This is a genomic window from Pseudomonas sp. GW704-F2, assembly GCF_059423025.1.
This window is the reverse complement of the sequence record NZ_JBWKXO010000053.1, coordinates 1-13,513: the sequence shown is the minus strand read 5'-3', so window position 1 is coordinate 13,513 and position 13,513 is coordinate 1. Positions and strand designations below refer to the sequence as shown.

At 62.8% G+C, this 13,513-nt stretch carries 15 protein-coding genes; 9 read left to right on the top strand and 6 right to left on the bottom strand.

Translation table 11 applies throughout. The features are described 5' to 3' along the window. Window positions 1-64 precede the first annotated feature (64 nt). The gene (gene pdxY / locus AC07W0_RS27895; protein WP_017850039.1) at window positions 65-937 is read right to left on the bottom strand and encodes a pyridoxal kinase PdxY; all 873 of its coding nucleotides are present in this window, start codon (window positions 935-937) and stop codon (window positions 65-67) included. Window positions 938-1,056: 119 nt separating this feature from the next. Here pdxY and AC07W0_RS27890 point away from each other — a divergent pair, with 119 nt between their 5' ends. Beyond that, the gene (locus AC07W0_RS27890; RefSeq protein WP_017850040.1) at window positions 1,057-1,449 is read left to right on the top strand and encodes a DUF3301 domain-containing protein; all 393 of its coding nucleotides are present in this window, start codon (window positions 1,057-1,059) and stop codon (window positions 1,447-1,449) included. On the opposite strand, the gene AC07W0_RS27885 is transcribed toward AC07W0_RS27890, so the two are convergent. Genes AC07W0_RS27885 through zigA form a run of 3 tightly spaced genes read right to left on the bottom strand, consistent with a single transcriptional unit; the run spans window position 1,443 to window position 4,302 of the window. Continuing rightward, window positions 1,443-2,405, bottom strand: a complete 963-nt coding sequence (locus tag AC07W0_RS27885) for a CobW-like GTP-binding protein (protein WP_102618682.1) — start codon at window positions 2,403-2,405, stop codon at window positions 1,443-1,445. The genes AC07W0_RS27890 and AC07W0_RS27885 overlap by 7 nt on opposite strands. Before the next feature lie 44 nt (window positions 2,406-2,449). Next, the gene (locus AC07W0_RS27880; protein WP_057005203.1) at window positions 2,450-3,094 is read right to left on the bottom strand and encodes a DUF1826 domain-containing protein; all 645 of its coding nucleotides are present in this window, start codon (window positions 3,092-3,094) and stop codon (window positions 2,450-2,452) included. After that, window positions 3,094-4,302: a zinc metallochaperone GTPase ZigA gene (zigA, locus tag AC07W0_RS27875; RefSeq protein ID WP_017850043.1), complete on the bottom strand. Its 1,209-nt coding sequence runs from the start codon at window positions 4,300-4,302 to the stop codon at window positions 3,094-3,096. The genes AC07W0_RS27880 and zigA overlap by 1 nt, the downstream gene beginning before the upstream one ends. Before the next feature lie 139 nt (window positions 4,303-4,441). On the opposite strand from zigA, the gene AC07W0_RS27870 reads away from it, so the two are divergent. Next, the gene (locus AC07W0_RS27870) at window positions 4,442-4,810 is read left to right on the top strand and encodes a hypothetical protein (protein ID WP_017850044.1); all 369 of its coding nucleotides are present in this window, start codon (window positions 4,442-4,444) and stop codon (window positions 4,808-4,810) included. Here AC07W0_RS27870 and AC07W0_RS27865 read toward each other — a convergent pair. After that, window positions 4,807-6,009: an N-acetylmuramoyl-L-alanine amidase gene (locus AC07W0_RS27865; protein WP_102618681.1), complete on the bottom strand. Its 1,203-nt coding sequence runs from the start codon at window positions 6,007-6,009 to the stop codon at window positions 4,807-4,809. The genes AC07W0_RS27870 and AC07W0_RS27865 overlap by 4 nt on opposite strands. Before the next feature lie 129 nt (window positions 6,010-6,138). On the opposite strand from AC07W0_RS27865, the gene folE2 reads away from it, so the two are divergent. From folE2 to AC07W0_RS27835, 6 genes are read left to right on the top strand one after another with little or no spacing between them, the layout of a single operon-like run. After that, the gene (gene folE2, locus AC07W0_RS27860) at window positions 6,139-7,029 is read left to right on the top strand and encodes a GTP cyclohydrolase FolE2 (RefSeq protein ID WP_102618680.1); all 891 of its coding nucleotides are present in this window, start codon (window positions 6,139-6,141) and stop codon (window positions 7,027-7,029) included. After that, a complete protein-coding gene (locus tag AC07W0_RS27855) occupies window positions 7,026-7,694 on the top strand; it encodes a metal ABC transporter ATP-binding protein (RefSeq protein WP_102618679.1) in 669 nt (222 codons plus the stop codon). Before folE2 ends, AC07W0_RS27855 begins: the two co-directional genes overlap by 4 nt. After that, window positions 7,694-8,560 carry a metal ABC transporter permease gene (locus AC07W0_RS27850; protein ID WP_017850048.1) on the top strand — a complete coding sequence of 289 codons (867 nt, stop codon included), beginning with the start codon at window positions 7,694-7,696 and terminating at the stop codon, window positions 8,558-8,560. Before AC07W0_RS27855 ends, AC07W0_RS27850 begins: the two co-directional genes overlap by 1 nt. Window positions 8,561-8,571: 11 nt before the next feature. Continuing rightward, window positions 8,572-9,450, top strand: coding sequence for a metal ABC transporter substrate-binding protein (locus AC07W0_RS27845; RefSeq protein ID WP_046381599.1), 879 nt, complete (start codon window positions 8,572-8,574; stop codon window positions 9,448-9,450). Continuing rightward, entirely contained in the window at window positions 9,447-10,007 is a 561-nt protein-coding gene (locus AC07W0_RS27840) for a gamma carbonic anhydrase family protein (protein WP_017850050.1), read from the top strand. The genes AC07W0_RS27845 and AC07W0_RS27840 overlap by 4 nt, the downstream gene beginning before the upstream one ends. A 3-nt stretch (window positions 10,008-10,010) precedes the next feature. Next, window positions 10,011-11,348 carry a dihydroorotase gene (locus tag AC07W0_RS27835; RefSeq protein ID WP_102618678.1) on the top strand — a complete coding sequence of 446 codons (1,338 nt, stop codon included), beginning with the start codon at window positions 10,011-10,013 and terminating at the stop codon, window positions 11,346-11,348. Here AC07W0_RS27835 and AC07W0_RS27830 read toward each other — a convergent pair. After that, entirely contained in the window at window positions 11,345-11,866 is a 522-nt protein-coding gene (locus AC07W0_RS27830; RefSeq protein WP_017850052.1) for a DUF3617 domain-containing protein, read from the bottom strand. The two genes, AC07W0_RS27835 and AC07W0_RS27830, sit on opposite strands and share 4 nt — an antisense overlap. Before the next feature lie 130 nt (window positions 11,867-11,996). Here AC07W0_RS27830 and cls point away from each other — a divergent pair, with 130 nt between their 5' ends. Beyond that, complete coding sequence (gene cls / locus AC07W0_RS27825) at window positions 11,997-13,436, top strand: cardiolipin synthase (protein WP_102618677.1); 1,440 nt, start codon at window positions 11,997-11,999, stop codon at window positions 13,434-13,436. Window positions 13,437-13,513 lie beyond the last annotated feature (77 nt).

Here is a 13,513-nt window from a genome sequence, read left to right as displayed (position 1 = left end):
AGGCTGTATACCCAAGCAAAATGTGGGAGGGGGCTTGCTCCCTCCCACATTGGGTGTTGTGTCGTTACAGGCCAATCGGCGTGGCCTCGAAACGCACGCGAGGATGGGCGATGCGATCCTGGGCACGCACCAGCTCCAGTTCATAACTGGCGCAGGCCTGGGTTTCCAACAGCACTTCATGCACCGCCGCCGCGGTGAACTCGAAAGCGGCCACCAGGCTGTCGCCCAACAATACCCGCGCCAGGAACAACCCTGAGGTCAGGTCGCCCACGCCCACCGGCTGGCGGGGAAACGCCAGCAGCGGCCGACGCAGGTGCCAGCTGCCTTCGGCTGTCACCAGCAGCATCTCAAAGCCTTCCGGCAATTTGCCCGGGTAATCCAGGTGCTTGACCAGCACGGCCTTGGGCCCGCGTGCCAGCAGGGCTTTGGCCATGCCCAGGCAGTCGAACAGCGATTGCGGCTTGCGCCCGGAAAAGCTGTCCAGTTCCAGCTGGTTGGGGCACAGGAAGTCGGCCATGGCAGCGGCTTCGTCCAACAGAAAATCACTGACTTCCTGCGGCACGATGCAGCCCTTTTCCGGGTGGCCCATCACCGGGTCGCACAGGTACAGGGCCTTGGGGTTGATCGCCTTGATCCGCGCCACGCCGGTGAGGATCGCCCGGCCCTGGGCCGCGCTGCCGAGGTAGCCGGAGAGTATGGCGTCGCAGTTGCCCAATTCACCGATGGCCGCAATACCCTCCACCAGCGCTGGAATCTGCTGCGGCGCTAACACTTCGCCCGTCCACTGGCCATACTGGGTGTGGTTGGAGAATTGCACCGTGTTGAGCGGCCACACGTTCACCCCGACCCGCTGCATGGGGAACACGGCGGCGCTGTTTCCGGCGTGGCCAAAGACCACATGAGACTGGATCGCAAGCAGATGAGGTGTGCGTTTCATGCAGGGGATTTCCGTAAAACCATTGAAATTCTGGTCGCGCAGTATGCGACCAAACACAGCCTGTACGACAGGCCGACGACACAGTTAAGCTGCTCTCACTTCGTTGGAGTTTTTTTCGCATGCTGACCCTGGGAAACATCTTCGTGTTGATGCTGCTGGCGACCGGCGCCGCCTGGGTATGGCACAACCACGGCCTGCGCGAGCGCGCGTTGGAGCGGGTCAAGCAGCATTGCGCCAAGCTCGATATCGAGTTGCTCGACGGTGCCGTGGCCTTGAAACGCATCGGTTTTGTGAAGGATGCCAAAGGACGGCGACGCCTGGCGCGCATCTACAATTTCGAATTCACCGTGACCGGCGAAACCCGCCACCCCGGGACCATCACCCAGTTCGGCGCCCACAGCGCGCAGATCGAACTGGCGCCCTACCCGTTCGAAATCAAGACGCCGCTACCCAGCGCCGACGTGATCGAACTCAGCCAGTGGCGCCAGGACCACGCCAAGCACCGTCAATGACGGCAGGCCGCCAGCGCCTGCTGTAGCGCGGCCACGTCCTGTGGCGCGCTGAAAATCAGTTCGATACGCGAATCACGCCGCCATTCGCTGGGTTGCCAGACGAGTGGGCTGTTATCCACAGCGTTGCCGGAGATCCAGCCGTCGGTGCTGTGGATAACCAGTTTGGCGCGGCGCCAATCCAGGTGTGTCAGCCATTGCGCCAGGCGCTGGTGATCGAATGACTGGCTCGGATGCCAGCGCCAACCGATGCTCCAGCCGCCCTCCTGGGCCTGGCTCAAGCAGATCGGCAACGCAGGATCGCTCCACACCGCCGGCATTTGCGCCACGCCTTTGGGCGCCACAAAGTTATCCACAGCCGCTGCAGCCTGTGCGTTCAGGCCTGGCAAAAGCTGCAGTGGCAATTGCGCCTGACGCGTCCAGTAAAACGGAACCTCGGCTAACTGCCGTTCGATCGCCTCGCGCTGTGCGGCGTCCAGCGCCTCATCCTTGTTCAGGACCAACAGGCCGGCGCTGGCGAGTGCCTCGCGCTGCGCCTCCGGCAACGGTTTGCCCGCCGCCAGGGCTTGCGCATCCAGCACCAGCACGCAAGGCTGAACCGCGAGCACATCCTGCCATGGCGCCTCGCGCAATTGCTTGAGCACCTGCACCGGGTGCCCGAGCCCCGAAGGCTCGATAAACAGGCGGTCAGGCTTGGCCTTACGCAGCAAGCGGCCCAGTCCGACCTGGAACGGCGCACCATTCACACAGCACAAGCAGCCACCCGCCACTTCGCCCAGGGCAATGCCGTCGTCGGCCTGGGTCAGCAAGGCCGCATCCAGACCGATCTGCCCGAATTCGTTGATCAACACCGCCCAGCGCTCGTTGGCCGGGCGTTGGGCGAGCAGGTGTTTGATCAGGCTGGTCTTGCCGGCGCCCAGGGGCCCGGCAATCACATGAGTAGGAATGTTCTGCAGCATAGAGGGCATCATTCAAGCCGTGTAGAGCGTTTGATCCTACGCGGTTATGCCAGCCAATCCAGCGTCAGAATTAACCGTCGCTCATCGGCTTTAAGCTGCGGCGAGCGGTGAATCAGGCCGTGAGCTTCGTTGCCATGCCACTTCGTCCCTTTGAGCAATGCCACTTCGCCGCAGTGAATCTGCTCAATACGCTCGCTGGGCTCGGCATCCGCCTGGCCCAACTGGCGGCGGTCCATCACGCCTTCGCGCAACCATTGGCTGCCGATGCCGGCGTAGGTGGTGATCAGGCGCACGGGCACATGATCGACGTGAAAGCGCGGGCACATGGCTTTGTCCAACAGGCGCAAACGCACGCCGATCCGACGGGCGCCAAGCAGGCAGGCAAACGCGCCGATCAGCCACGACACATCGGCGATAAACCCTTCGTAACCCTCAAGATCGCGGCAGCAGGCGGCTAATCCCTGCACGTTCGGCACCGCGTCGTCGCTGGCCAACTCGATGACCAGCGACTCGGCCAACGGCTCGTCGAGCGCCACCAGCAAGGCGCCGAACTCGGCGATGTGCAACGGCAATTGGCGCTGCCACAGCGCCAGGTTGACGCCGTCTTCGAGAATCTCGGACAGCGCCAGCGGGGTGTCGCCGCAGGTCTGGCGGATCACCGGGCGCAGGGGGATGAGCGGTGCCAGCATCAGGCGGCCGCCTCTTCATACCAAGGGCCAAAAGGATCGGCCAGCAAGCGCCATGCGTCGACGCCCAGGGCCATTTCTTCATCGGTCAGCAGGCAGGCGTCCAGTTCGGCACGCATCTGCGCGAAGTCGATGTTCTGCCCGATGAACACCAGTTCCTGACGGCAATCGCCAGTGCTTGCTTGCCAGTGGCCCATGATCGCGGCGACGCTTTCTTCGTCCTGCGGCCACTGGCTTTTCGGCACAAAACGCCACCAACGTCCGGCAAAACCATGGCGCATCAGGCCACCGGCCTGGGACCAACTGCCGGCGTCCTGCGGCTTGCTGGCCAGCCAGAAAAAGCCCTTGGAGCGCAGGAGTTTGCCGTTCACCCAAGGGCGGTCGATAAACTCGAAAAAGCGCTGCGGATGGAACGGACGGCGCGCACGGTAAGCCGTGGAGGCGATGCCGTACTCTTCGGTTTCCGGCACATGCTCGCCGCGCAATTCCTGCAGCCAGCCGGGGGCCTGGGCGGCGCGTTCGAAGTCGAAGCGGCCGGTGTTGAGGATTTTGTTCAGCGGCACTTCGCCCATGACCATCGGAATGATCTCGGCCTGGGCGTTCAGGCGTTCGAGGATGGCCATCAGTTCCTCACGCTCGTGACGGCCGATCAGGTCGATTTTGCTGATCAGGATGACGTCGGCAAATTCGATCTGCTCGATCAACAGGTCGGTGATCGAGCGTTCGTCTTCTTCGCCAAGGGTTTCGCCCCGCGACGCGAGGCTTTCGGCGGCCTGGTAGTCGAGCAGGAAGTTCATGCCGTCGACCACGGTGACCATGGTGTCCAAGCGCGCGATATCGGCCAGGCTCTGCTCGTTTTCATCGCGAAAGGTGAAGGTTTCGGCCACGGGCAACGGTTCGGAGATGCCGGTGGATTCGATCAACAGGTAATCGAAGCGACCGTCCCTGGCGAGTTTTCCGACCTCTTCGAGCAGGTCTTCACGCAAGGTGCAGCAGATGCAGCCGTTGCTCATCTCTACCAGTTTTTCTTCGGCGCGGTTGAGGGTGACGTCGCGCTGCACCTCGCCGCCGTCGATGTTGATTTCGCTCATGTCGTTGACGATCACCGCCACCCGCAGGTTGTCGCGGTTGCGCAGGACATAGTTGAGCAGCGTACTTTTACCGGCGCCGAGAAAGCCGGACAACACGGTAACGGGGAGACGATTGGGCATCAGGTCATTCTCATCAGGCCGCCCGTTCAAGCCGGGCTGTACTTAATGTTATATTATAACAACACAAATAAGCCAATCCCCCGCTTGCTCATCATGACCAACGGAGCAATGCTGGCGCCTGTCTACGTCGAGAAACCCTATGAAATATCTACTGTGCAGCCTGCTGTTGCTTATCACGACCCAGGCCTGCGCCCAAGTGCCGCGCCTGTCGGCCAATTGCACGCGCAGCGCCAACCTGCTGGCCTGCGTCGATCCGCTGGGCAATGCCTACAGCGTGGCGACGGTTGGCAGCACCACGTATCTGCGCGGTTTCGAGGCGATCGGCAGGCGCTATTGGGCGCAAACCAACAGCCGCTACGGGCAACTGACGTTCTTCACCGGCTTGGCCTCGGACGGTGAAGCGTGGGTCGGCTACACGCGGCGTGTGGGCTGGACCACGATCAACCGGTTTTCCAGCTCCGGTGGCGCCAGCGCCACGTTCACCTGCAGCCGTGTGACCGGCTGTTAGGCCTGGTTGTGTTTCTGTTCCTGGACCCAAGCCATGTAGCTGTTCACCGGCGGGTTCTTCTGGAAATAGCGCTGCAGGCCGAGGAACAAACCCTCCGCCACCGCCTGTTGATGCCGCGCCGTGACCAGCCGCGCACTGTCCCGCGCATTGGAAATAAACCCGGTCTCCACCAGGATCGACGGTACATCCGGTGACTTGAGCACCGCGAACCCGGCCTGTTCCACACGCTTCTGATGCAACGAGGTGATGCCTTCCAGGCTGCCCAGGATCGAGCTGCCCAGTTGCAGGCTGGAGGCGATGGTGGCGTTCATCGACATGTCGAGAATCACCCCGGCCAGCATCGGGTCCTTGTCCTTGAGGTTCAGCAGACTGGTGGCGCCCAGCAGGTCGGCGCCGTTTTCCCGTTGCGCCATGAACCGCGCCGTGGCCGAGGTGGCACCGCCTTCGGACAAGGCATACACCGAAGCCCCCGACGCGCTGATCCGTGGTGCCGCATCCGCATGCACCGAGATAAACATGTCGGCGCTGTGTTTGTGGGCGATCTCCACGCGCTTGCGCAGCGGCACGAAGAAGTCATCGTTGCGCACCAGCTTCACATCGAACCCTTTCTCGCGCTTCAAGCGTTTGGCCAGCAATTGCGCAATGGACAGCACCACGTCTTTTTCGCGCTGGCCCTTGGAACCAATGGCACCGGGGTCTTTGCCGCCGTGGCCGGGGTCGACCACCACGATGATGTCGCGCTTGGGGTGCGCCCTGTCGACCAGCGGCCGGGGTGCGGCCGCTATTGGGTGAGGCACCTGGGTGGCGCTGGTGAGATCAAGCACCAGGCGGTGCCCTTGCCCATCCTGGGGCGGCAACAAAAAGCTGGTGAGCTGCATCGGCGTAGCGAGGTCCAGCACGATGCGCGTATCCGCCTTGCCGAAGTGCCCGGAGCGAATCGAGGTGATCCCGCTGTTCTTCAAGACCAACTGAGAGAAGTCGCCACTGAGCCCGGCGCCGCTCAGGTCGATGATCAGGCGTTCCGGCGCGGTCAGGGAAAAAGTCTTGTAGTTCACCGGGCCACTGAGGTCGAACACCAGCCGCAGCTTGTCGTCCGAGCGCCACAGGCGGGCGTTGCGAATCTGCGTGGCCGACGCGGTGAAGGGCAAGGTGAACAGCGGGCTGACCAGGAGCAGGTTGAGGAGCTGACGTCTGTGCATGACAAATACCGCAAATAAAGGAGCGTCCTTACTCGACATGACTGAAAAAAGGCCGGAGCAGAAAATTCATCGTCGACTCAATCGTTATAATATAACATGTCTTTTTTATCGCCAACGATGGACCTGCTCATGAATGCGCTGACTCTGCCGGATATCGCCGCGCAGGCTTCACGCCAAGCCTTGCCGCTCGACTGGGTGGGCATGTGCGGCATCGCCTTGCCTATTTTGATCGACGACCAACGCCTCGCCGCCACGGCCGATGCCGGCGTCAGCCTGGACGACGGTGCCGCCCGTGGCATTCATATGTCGCGCCTGTACCTGGCGCTGGAGATGCTCGACCAGCAGCCACTGACTCCGGCACTTCTGCGTAAGGTACTGCAGCGTTTTCTCGACAGTCATGAAGGTTTATCTAATAACGCCTACCTGCGTATCCACACCGGTCTGCTGCTCAAGCGCCCGGCATTGGTCAGCCCACTGGCTGGCTGGAAGGGCTACCCGGTGAGTATCGAAGCGCGCGTGGAAAACCAGATGTTCCACGTGGAACTAAACATCGAGGTGACTTATTCCTCAACCTGCCCGTGCTCGGCGGCCCTCGCCAGGCAGTTGATTCAGCAGCAATTTCTCGAAGATTTCGGCAACACGCCGTTGCAGCACGCCGATGTGCTGACCTGGCTCGGTAGCGCCAACGGCATCGTCGCCACGCCCCACAGCCAGCGCAGCAGCGCGCAACTGCGCGTCCAGTTGCGCGGCGAGCAGCTGGCGCTGACCGAGTTGATCAATACCGCCGAAGCCGCCCTCGGCACCGCCGTGCAAACCGCGGTGAAACGTGCGGACGAACAAGCCTTCGCCCTGGCCAACGGGCAGAACCTGATGTTCTGCGAAGACGCTGCCCGTCGCTTGAACCTCGCCTTGAAACGCTCGGATGCCGTCCAAGCCTTCCACCTCAAAGTGATCCACGCCGAAAGCCTGCACGCGCACGATGCCGTGGCTGAAAGCCGTTGGACGAGACACTCAGCATGATCACCTGCACCGCTTTGCGCTGGGGTGCCCCCGGCCAACCCCTGACACCCGCCGTGGACTTCACCCTGGAAACCGGCAGCCTTACCGGCGTGATCGGCCCCAACGGCTGCGGTAAAAGCAGCCTGCTCAAAGTCATCGCCGGCCTGCAAAAGCCACTGGCGGGCAAAATCCGCGTGGATGTGCCGCGTCGCGGCGGCGTGTCCTTCCTGCCCCAGCAACAACACCTCGATCGGCAGTTCCCCATCAGCTTGCAAGAGCTAGTCGCCGCCGGTTTCTGGGGCACCCGACTCACCCCGCAACAACGCAGCGAACGCCTGCACGCCGTGTTGGAAGACTGGTGCCTCAGCGGCCTGGAACAGCGCCCGTTGATGGCCTTGTCCGGCGGCGAACTGCAACGCGCCCTGCTCGCCCGCATGAGCCTGGCCAAAGCGCCGGTGTTGCTGCTCGACGAACCCCACGCCGCCCTCGACGAAGACGGCCAGGCCCTGTGCTGGAAACATATCCACGCCTGGCATGACGAGGGCCGCACGGTGGTCGTGGTCTGTCATGACTTGGCCTCCGTGCGTCAACACACCCAGCAAGTGGTGCAGATCAAAAGCACGGGCTGCCGGTTCGGGCCGAGCAAAGAACTGATCCGCCCGCAACCGCACATGCAGGTGGCCTGATGCACTTCACCGCCCACCTGTGGATGCCGTTTCTCGACTTCGTGTTCATGCGCCGCGCCTTGATCGGCGGCCTGGTACTCGCTTGCAGCACCGCGCCGCTGGGGGTGTTCCTGATCCTGCGGCGCATGAGCCTGATCGGTGACGCCGTCGCCCACGGCATCCTGCCCGGTGCCGCCCTGGGTTTCTGGTTCGCCGGCCTGAGCCTGCCCGCGCTGACCATCGGCGGCCTCGGCGCCGGCCTGAGCATGGCGGGGTTGGCCGCGTGGATCACCCGTCGCACCGGCCTGCGCGAAGACGCCAGCCTGGCCGCCATCTACCCCATCTCCCTCGCCGCCGGTGTGCTGATCCTCGGCCTTGCCGGCAAGCGCCTGGACCTGCTGCACCTGCTATTCGGCTCGGCCCTGGCCGTCGACGAAACCACCTTGACCGGCATGCTCTGGGTCTCTGGTTTCAGCCTGGTCGCCATGGTGCTGATCTACAAACCGCTGCTGCTGGACACCCTCGACCCGCTGTTCCTGCAAACCGTCAGCCGCCTCGGCCCATTGGCCCACGGGCTGTTTTTGACCCTGGTGGTGCTGAACCTGGTGATCGGTTTCCAGGCCATCGGCGCGCTGATGGTGGTGGGCTTGATGATGTTGCCGGCCATCGCGTCCCGCTTCTGGAGCCGGCGCTTGCCGGTGCTGATCGCGGTATCGGCAGTGCTGGGATGCCTGTCGGTGTGGCTTGGCTTGTTGCTGTCGTTCTACTACTCACTGCCCAGCGGCCCGGCGATTGTGCTGGTGGCTGGCGGTGGGTACCTGCTGTCCGTGATCTTCGGTCCGGTGCATGGCTTGCTGCGCCGCCCGCCCTTGCTGTCATCCCAATGAGGTGTCTCCCGATGCGTGCTCTACTCGTGTTGTTCAGTCTGCTACTGCCGTTGTCCATGGCCCAGGCCGCCGACAAACTCCAGGTGGTGACCAGCTTCAGTATTCTCGATGACATCACCCACCAGATCGGTGGCGAACACATCCAGATCAGCAACATGGTCGGCCCCGACGCCGACGCTCATACCTACGAGCCGACCCCGGACGACGCCAAGGCGCTGCTCAAGGCCAAGCTGATCATCAAAAATGGCCTCGGCTTCGAGCCGTGGCTGGACCGCCTGGTGACCAGCACCGAAACCCGCGCCACCGTGGTTACCGCCAGTAAAGGCGTGATCTCCCACACCATGGAAGAAGACGGCGAAACCATCCCGGACCCGCACGCCTGGCATAACCTGGCCAACGCCGAAATCTATGTGAACAACATCACCAAGGCGCTGGTGGCCGCCGACCCGGCCAACCAGGCCGACTACCTGCGCAACAGCCAGGCGTACCTGAAAGACATCTACCGTTTGCTCGCCGAGGCCAAGGCCAAGTTCGGCGCACTGCCAGCGGGCAACCGCCGCATCGTCACCTCCCATGACGCGTTCGGCTACCTGGGCCAGGCCTATGGCATCCAGTTCCTCGCGCCTCAGGGTTTGTCCACCGAGCGTGAGCCTTCCGCCGCCGAAGTCGCCGCGCTGATCACTCAGATCCGCAAGGACAAGGTCAAAGCCGTGTTCATTGAAAACATCAAGGACTCGCGCCTGCTCAAACAGATCGCCAGCGAAAGCGGCGCGCAGATCGGCGGCACGCTGTATTCCGACGCCCTCGCCGCAGAAGGCCCGGCCAGCACCTTTCTCGGGCTGTTCGAATACAACCTCAACACCCTGTGCGCCGCGTTGGGCAAACCATGATCCGCAAGAACCCATCCGGTGATCTGCCGGTGATTGCCGAATCGGCCTACGTCGATAAAACCGCGATCATCTGCGGCAAGGTCATCATCGGTGAGAACGTATTCGTCGGCCCCTACGCCGTGATCCGCGCGGACGAGGTCGACGCCAGCGGCGACATGGACCCGATCACCATCGGCGCCAACTCCAATATCCAGGACGGCGTGGTGATCCACTCCAAATCCGGCGCGGCGGTGACCATCGGCGAGTTCACTTCCATCGCCCACCGCTCCATCGTCCATGGCCCCTGCAGCGTCGGCGACCGCGTGTTCATCGGCTTCAACAGCGTGTTGTTCAACTGCGCCGTCGGCGACGGCTGCGTGGTGCGCCACAACTCGGTGGTCGACGGCCGCGACTTGCCCGCCGCGTTCTACGTGCCTTCGACCACCCGCATCGGGCCCAACACCGACCTGTCGCAATTCCCGCCGGTGAGCGTCAGCGCGTCGGAGTTTTCCGAGGACGTAGCGCGTACCAACGTCGATCTGGTGCAGGGTTACAAAGCCCTGCAAAACGAGTTCTGAACCATGAGCCGCCTGTTGATCCGCAACGCTCGACTGGTGAATGAAGGCCAGGTATTCGACGCCGATATGCTGGTCGCCCACGGCCGTATCGAGAAGATCGCCAGCAGCATCACGGGGCACACGGCGCCTGTGGAAATCGACGCCCACGGTCAATGGCTGCTGCCGGGGATGATCGATGACCAGGTTCACTTTCGCGAACCCGGCGCGCCGGACAAAGGCGGTTTCTACAGCGAATCCCGCGCAGCGGTGGCCGGCGGCATCACCAGTTTCATGGACATGCCCAACACCCGGCCGGCCACCCTCACCCTGGAAGCGCTAGCCGACAAAAAACGCCGCGCCGTCCAGCACTCGGTGGCCAACTACGGTTTTCACTTCGGCGTCAGCAACGACAACCTCGATACCGTCGCCGCGCTCGACCCGCGGCAAGTGGCCGGGGTCAAAGTGTTCATGGGCGCGTCCACCGGCAACATGCTGGTGGACGATCCACGGATTCTGGAGCGCCTGTTCGCCGATGTGCCGACGATCCTGCTGGCCCACTGCGAACACACGCCGAGTATCCAGGCCAACGAACAGCGCTTGCGCGAGCGTTTCGGCGACAACCTCCCCGCCGCCGCCCACCCGCTGATCCGCGATGCCGAAGCCTGTTATCGCTCGTCTTCACTGGCGGTAGAACTGGCCAAGCGCCACGGCACGCGCCTGCATGTGTTGCACCTGAGCAGCGCCCGCGAGTTGGCGTTGTTCGAAGACCAGCCGCTGGCGCAGAAACGCATCACCGCCGAGGTCTGCGTCCATCACCTGTTGTTCGACGACCGCGACTATCACCGCCTGGGCCACCAGATCAAATGCAACCCGGCGATCAAGACCCGCGCCGACCGCGACGCCTTGCGCCTGGCCCTGCTCGGCGAGCGGCTGGATGTGATCGGCACCGACCATGCGCCGCATACCTGGGCGCAAAAGCAGTTGGCGTATGGTGAGGCGCCGTCGGGTTTGCCCCTGGTGCAACATGCGTTGCCGGCGTTACTGGAGTTGGTGGCCGATGGGCTGCTGCCGCTGACCACCCTGGTGGCGAAAACCAGTCATCGCGTCGCCGACCTGTTCGCGATCCCGGACCGTGGCTACCTGCGCGAAGGCTATTGGGCCGATCTGGTGCTGATCAAACCCGAACCCGAAGGCAAGCCGGTCCGCAGCCAGCCGATCCTGGCCCGCTGCGGCTGGACACCGTTCGCCGAGCACCGCTTTCGCCACAGCGTCAGCACCACTCTGGTGTCGGGCCAGTTGGCCTGGCACAACGGCCAGGTGGTCGACAGCTGCCAGGGCCTGCCCCTGCACTTTCAGCGTTAAGCGCGCGGTTTGACGCTGCCGCAGTTTTCCCCCAGCCACTGGGCGTGACTGTCCAGGCTGCCCTTCTGCTGAATGCCGGTGGCATTGAAGGTGCCGTTGACCGTGGTGGTGAATTCCTTCTGGCTCTGGAAGGTGGCCACGCCGGTGCCCTGGGCTTTCGGGCAGCTGAAACGGAATTTCCACTGGTTGCCGCTCTTGTCGGTCACTTGCTGTTTGCAGCCCGACTGCGGATCGGTCAGCGGGATCGCGTCGGAGGCGACCTGGGCGGGGGTGAGGCACACCTGCACGCCTTTACCGGCCATGGTGATGCCTTGTTTCTCCAGCATGGCGCGCTGTTCGGGGGTCATTTGTTGCTTGAGCTGACCGAGGATCAATGACAAATCCGGCAGGTCCTGGTTATCCACTTTCATGTTGCTCGTGGTCAATTCCCACAAACCAGGCGCCAGCATCTGCGCCTGGGCCGCCACGGGCAGCGACAAACCAATAACCATGGCCAAACCTAGCAGACGAGCATTCATCGGGTAACTCCTGGATAATTGTGGGCATTAGACGCCACAAAAGCGCCAGTGTTGCACGGCAAATAAAATAGCGACATTCCTGACCGAACATGGTCTGTTAGGCACTGGATTGCCTGGAGTACCATCGTCCATGGATTTTTTTGGCCCGCACCTGCTCGCCTACTTCATCGCCACGCTGCATTTTCTCGGGACGCTCGCCGCGATCCATGCAGTGCTGACCGTCAGGACCGCCCAAGGCTCGATTGCCTGGGCGTTGTCGCTGATGTTCATACCCTACCTCACGCTGATCCCGTACCTGATCTTCGGCCGCAGCACCTTCGATGCGTACATCCAGGCGCGGCGCCAGGCCAACCAGGAAATGCACACTGCGATCAACGAGCTGAACTGGCGCCCGTGGGTCGAGGAAGCCCTGGCCGCGCGCAACTCCAGCGCCTACGCCTCCCTGCGAGCGATGCCGAAGCTGGGCCGCATGCCGTGCCTGGCGAATAATGAAGTGCGTTTGCTGATCAATGGTGACGCCACCTTCAGTGCGATCTTCGAGGCAATTCGCCGCGCCAAAACCGCCGTGCTGTTCCAGTTTTTCATCATTCATGACGACGAGCTCGGTCGGCAGTTGCATGCCTTGCTGAAGGAAAAAGCCGCCCAAGGCGTCGCCGTCTACGTGCTCTACGACCGCATCGGCAGCCACGCCCTGCCCTCTCACTATGCACAAACGCTGCGCGACGCCGGGGTGCAGGTCAAGGCGTTCGCCACCCGCAGCGGCTGGCTCAATCGCTTCCAGGTCAACTTCCGCAACCACCGCAAGATCGTGGTGGTGGATGGCATCACCGGGTTTGTCGGCGGGCATAACGTCGGCGATGAGTATTTGGGCAAAAAACCGCCGCTGGCGCCGTGGCGCGATACCCATGTGCAGGTCACCGGCCCGGTGGTGGCGTGCCTGCAGGAGTCGTTTGCCGAAGACTGGTTCTGGGCGGCGCGGGAACTGCCGCCGCTGATCCTGCCGGACACCTACCCCGAAAACGGCGTGCTCTGCCAATTGCTCGCCAGCGGCCCGGCCGACCCTTATGAAACCTGCTCGCTGTTTTTTGTCGAAGCGATCCACGCCGCGACCGAGCGGGTGTGGATCACCAGCCCGTATTTCATCCCGGATGAAGCGGTGTTTGCCGCTCTGCGCCTGGCGGTGCTGCGCGGGGTCGACGTGCGCCTGCTGCTGCCGTCGCGGCCCGACCACCGCATCGTGTATGCGGCCTCCAGCCTTTACGCGATCGAAGCGGTGCGCGCCGGGGTGCGGGTGTTCCGCTATACGCCGGGGTTTCTGCACCAGAAAGTGGTGTTGGTCGACAGCGAAATCAGCGCCATCGGCAGTGCGAACATGGACAACCGTTCGTTCCGCCTTAATTTCGAGGTGATGTTGCTGACCGTCGATGAAGCCTTCGCCCAGCAAGTGGAACACATGCTGCTCGAGGACTTCGCCCTGGCCCATGAAGTCAGCCAGGAAGAAAGCCGCGAAACACGCCGCCTGCAACAACTGGGCATGCGGGTCGCGCGGCTTATCTCACCGATTCTCTAACAGACACTGCGGTAAAAATGTGGGAGGGGGCTTGCCCCCGATAGCGGTGAATCAGTGCCCAATCCGCTAGCTGACAC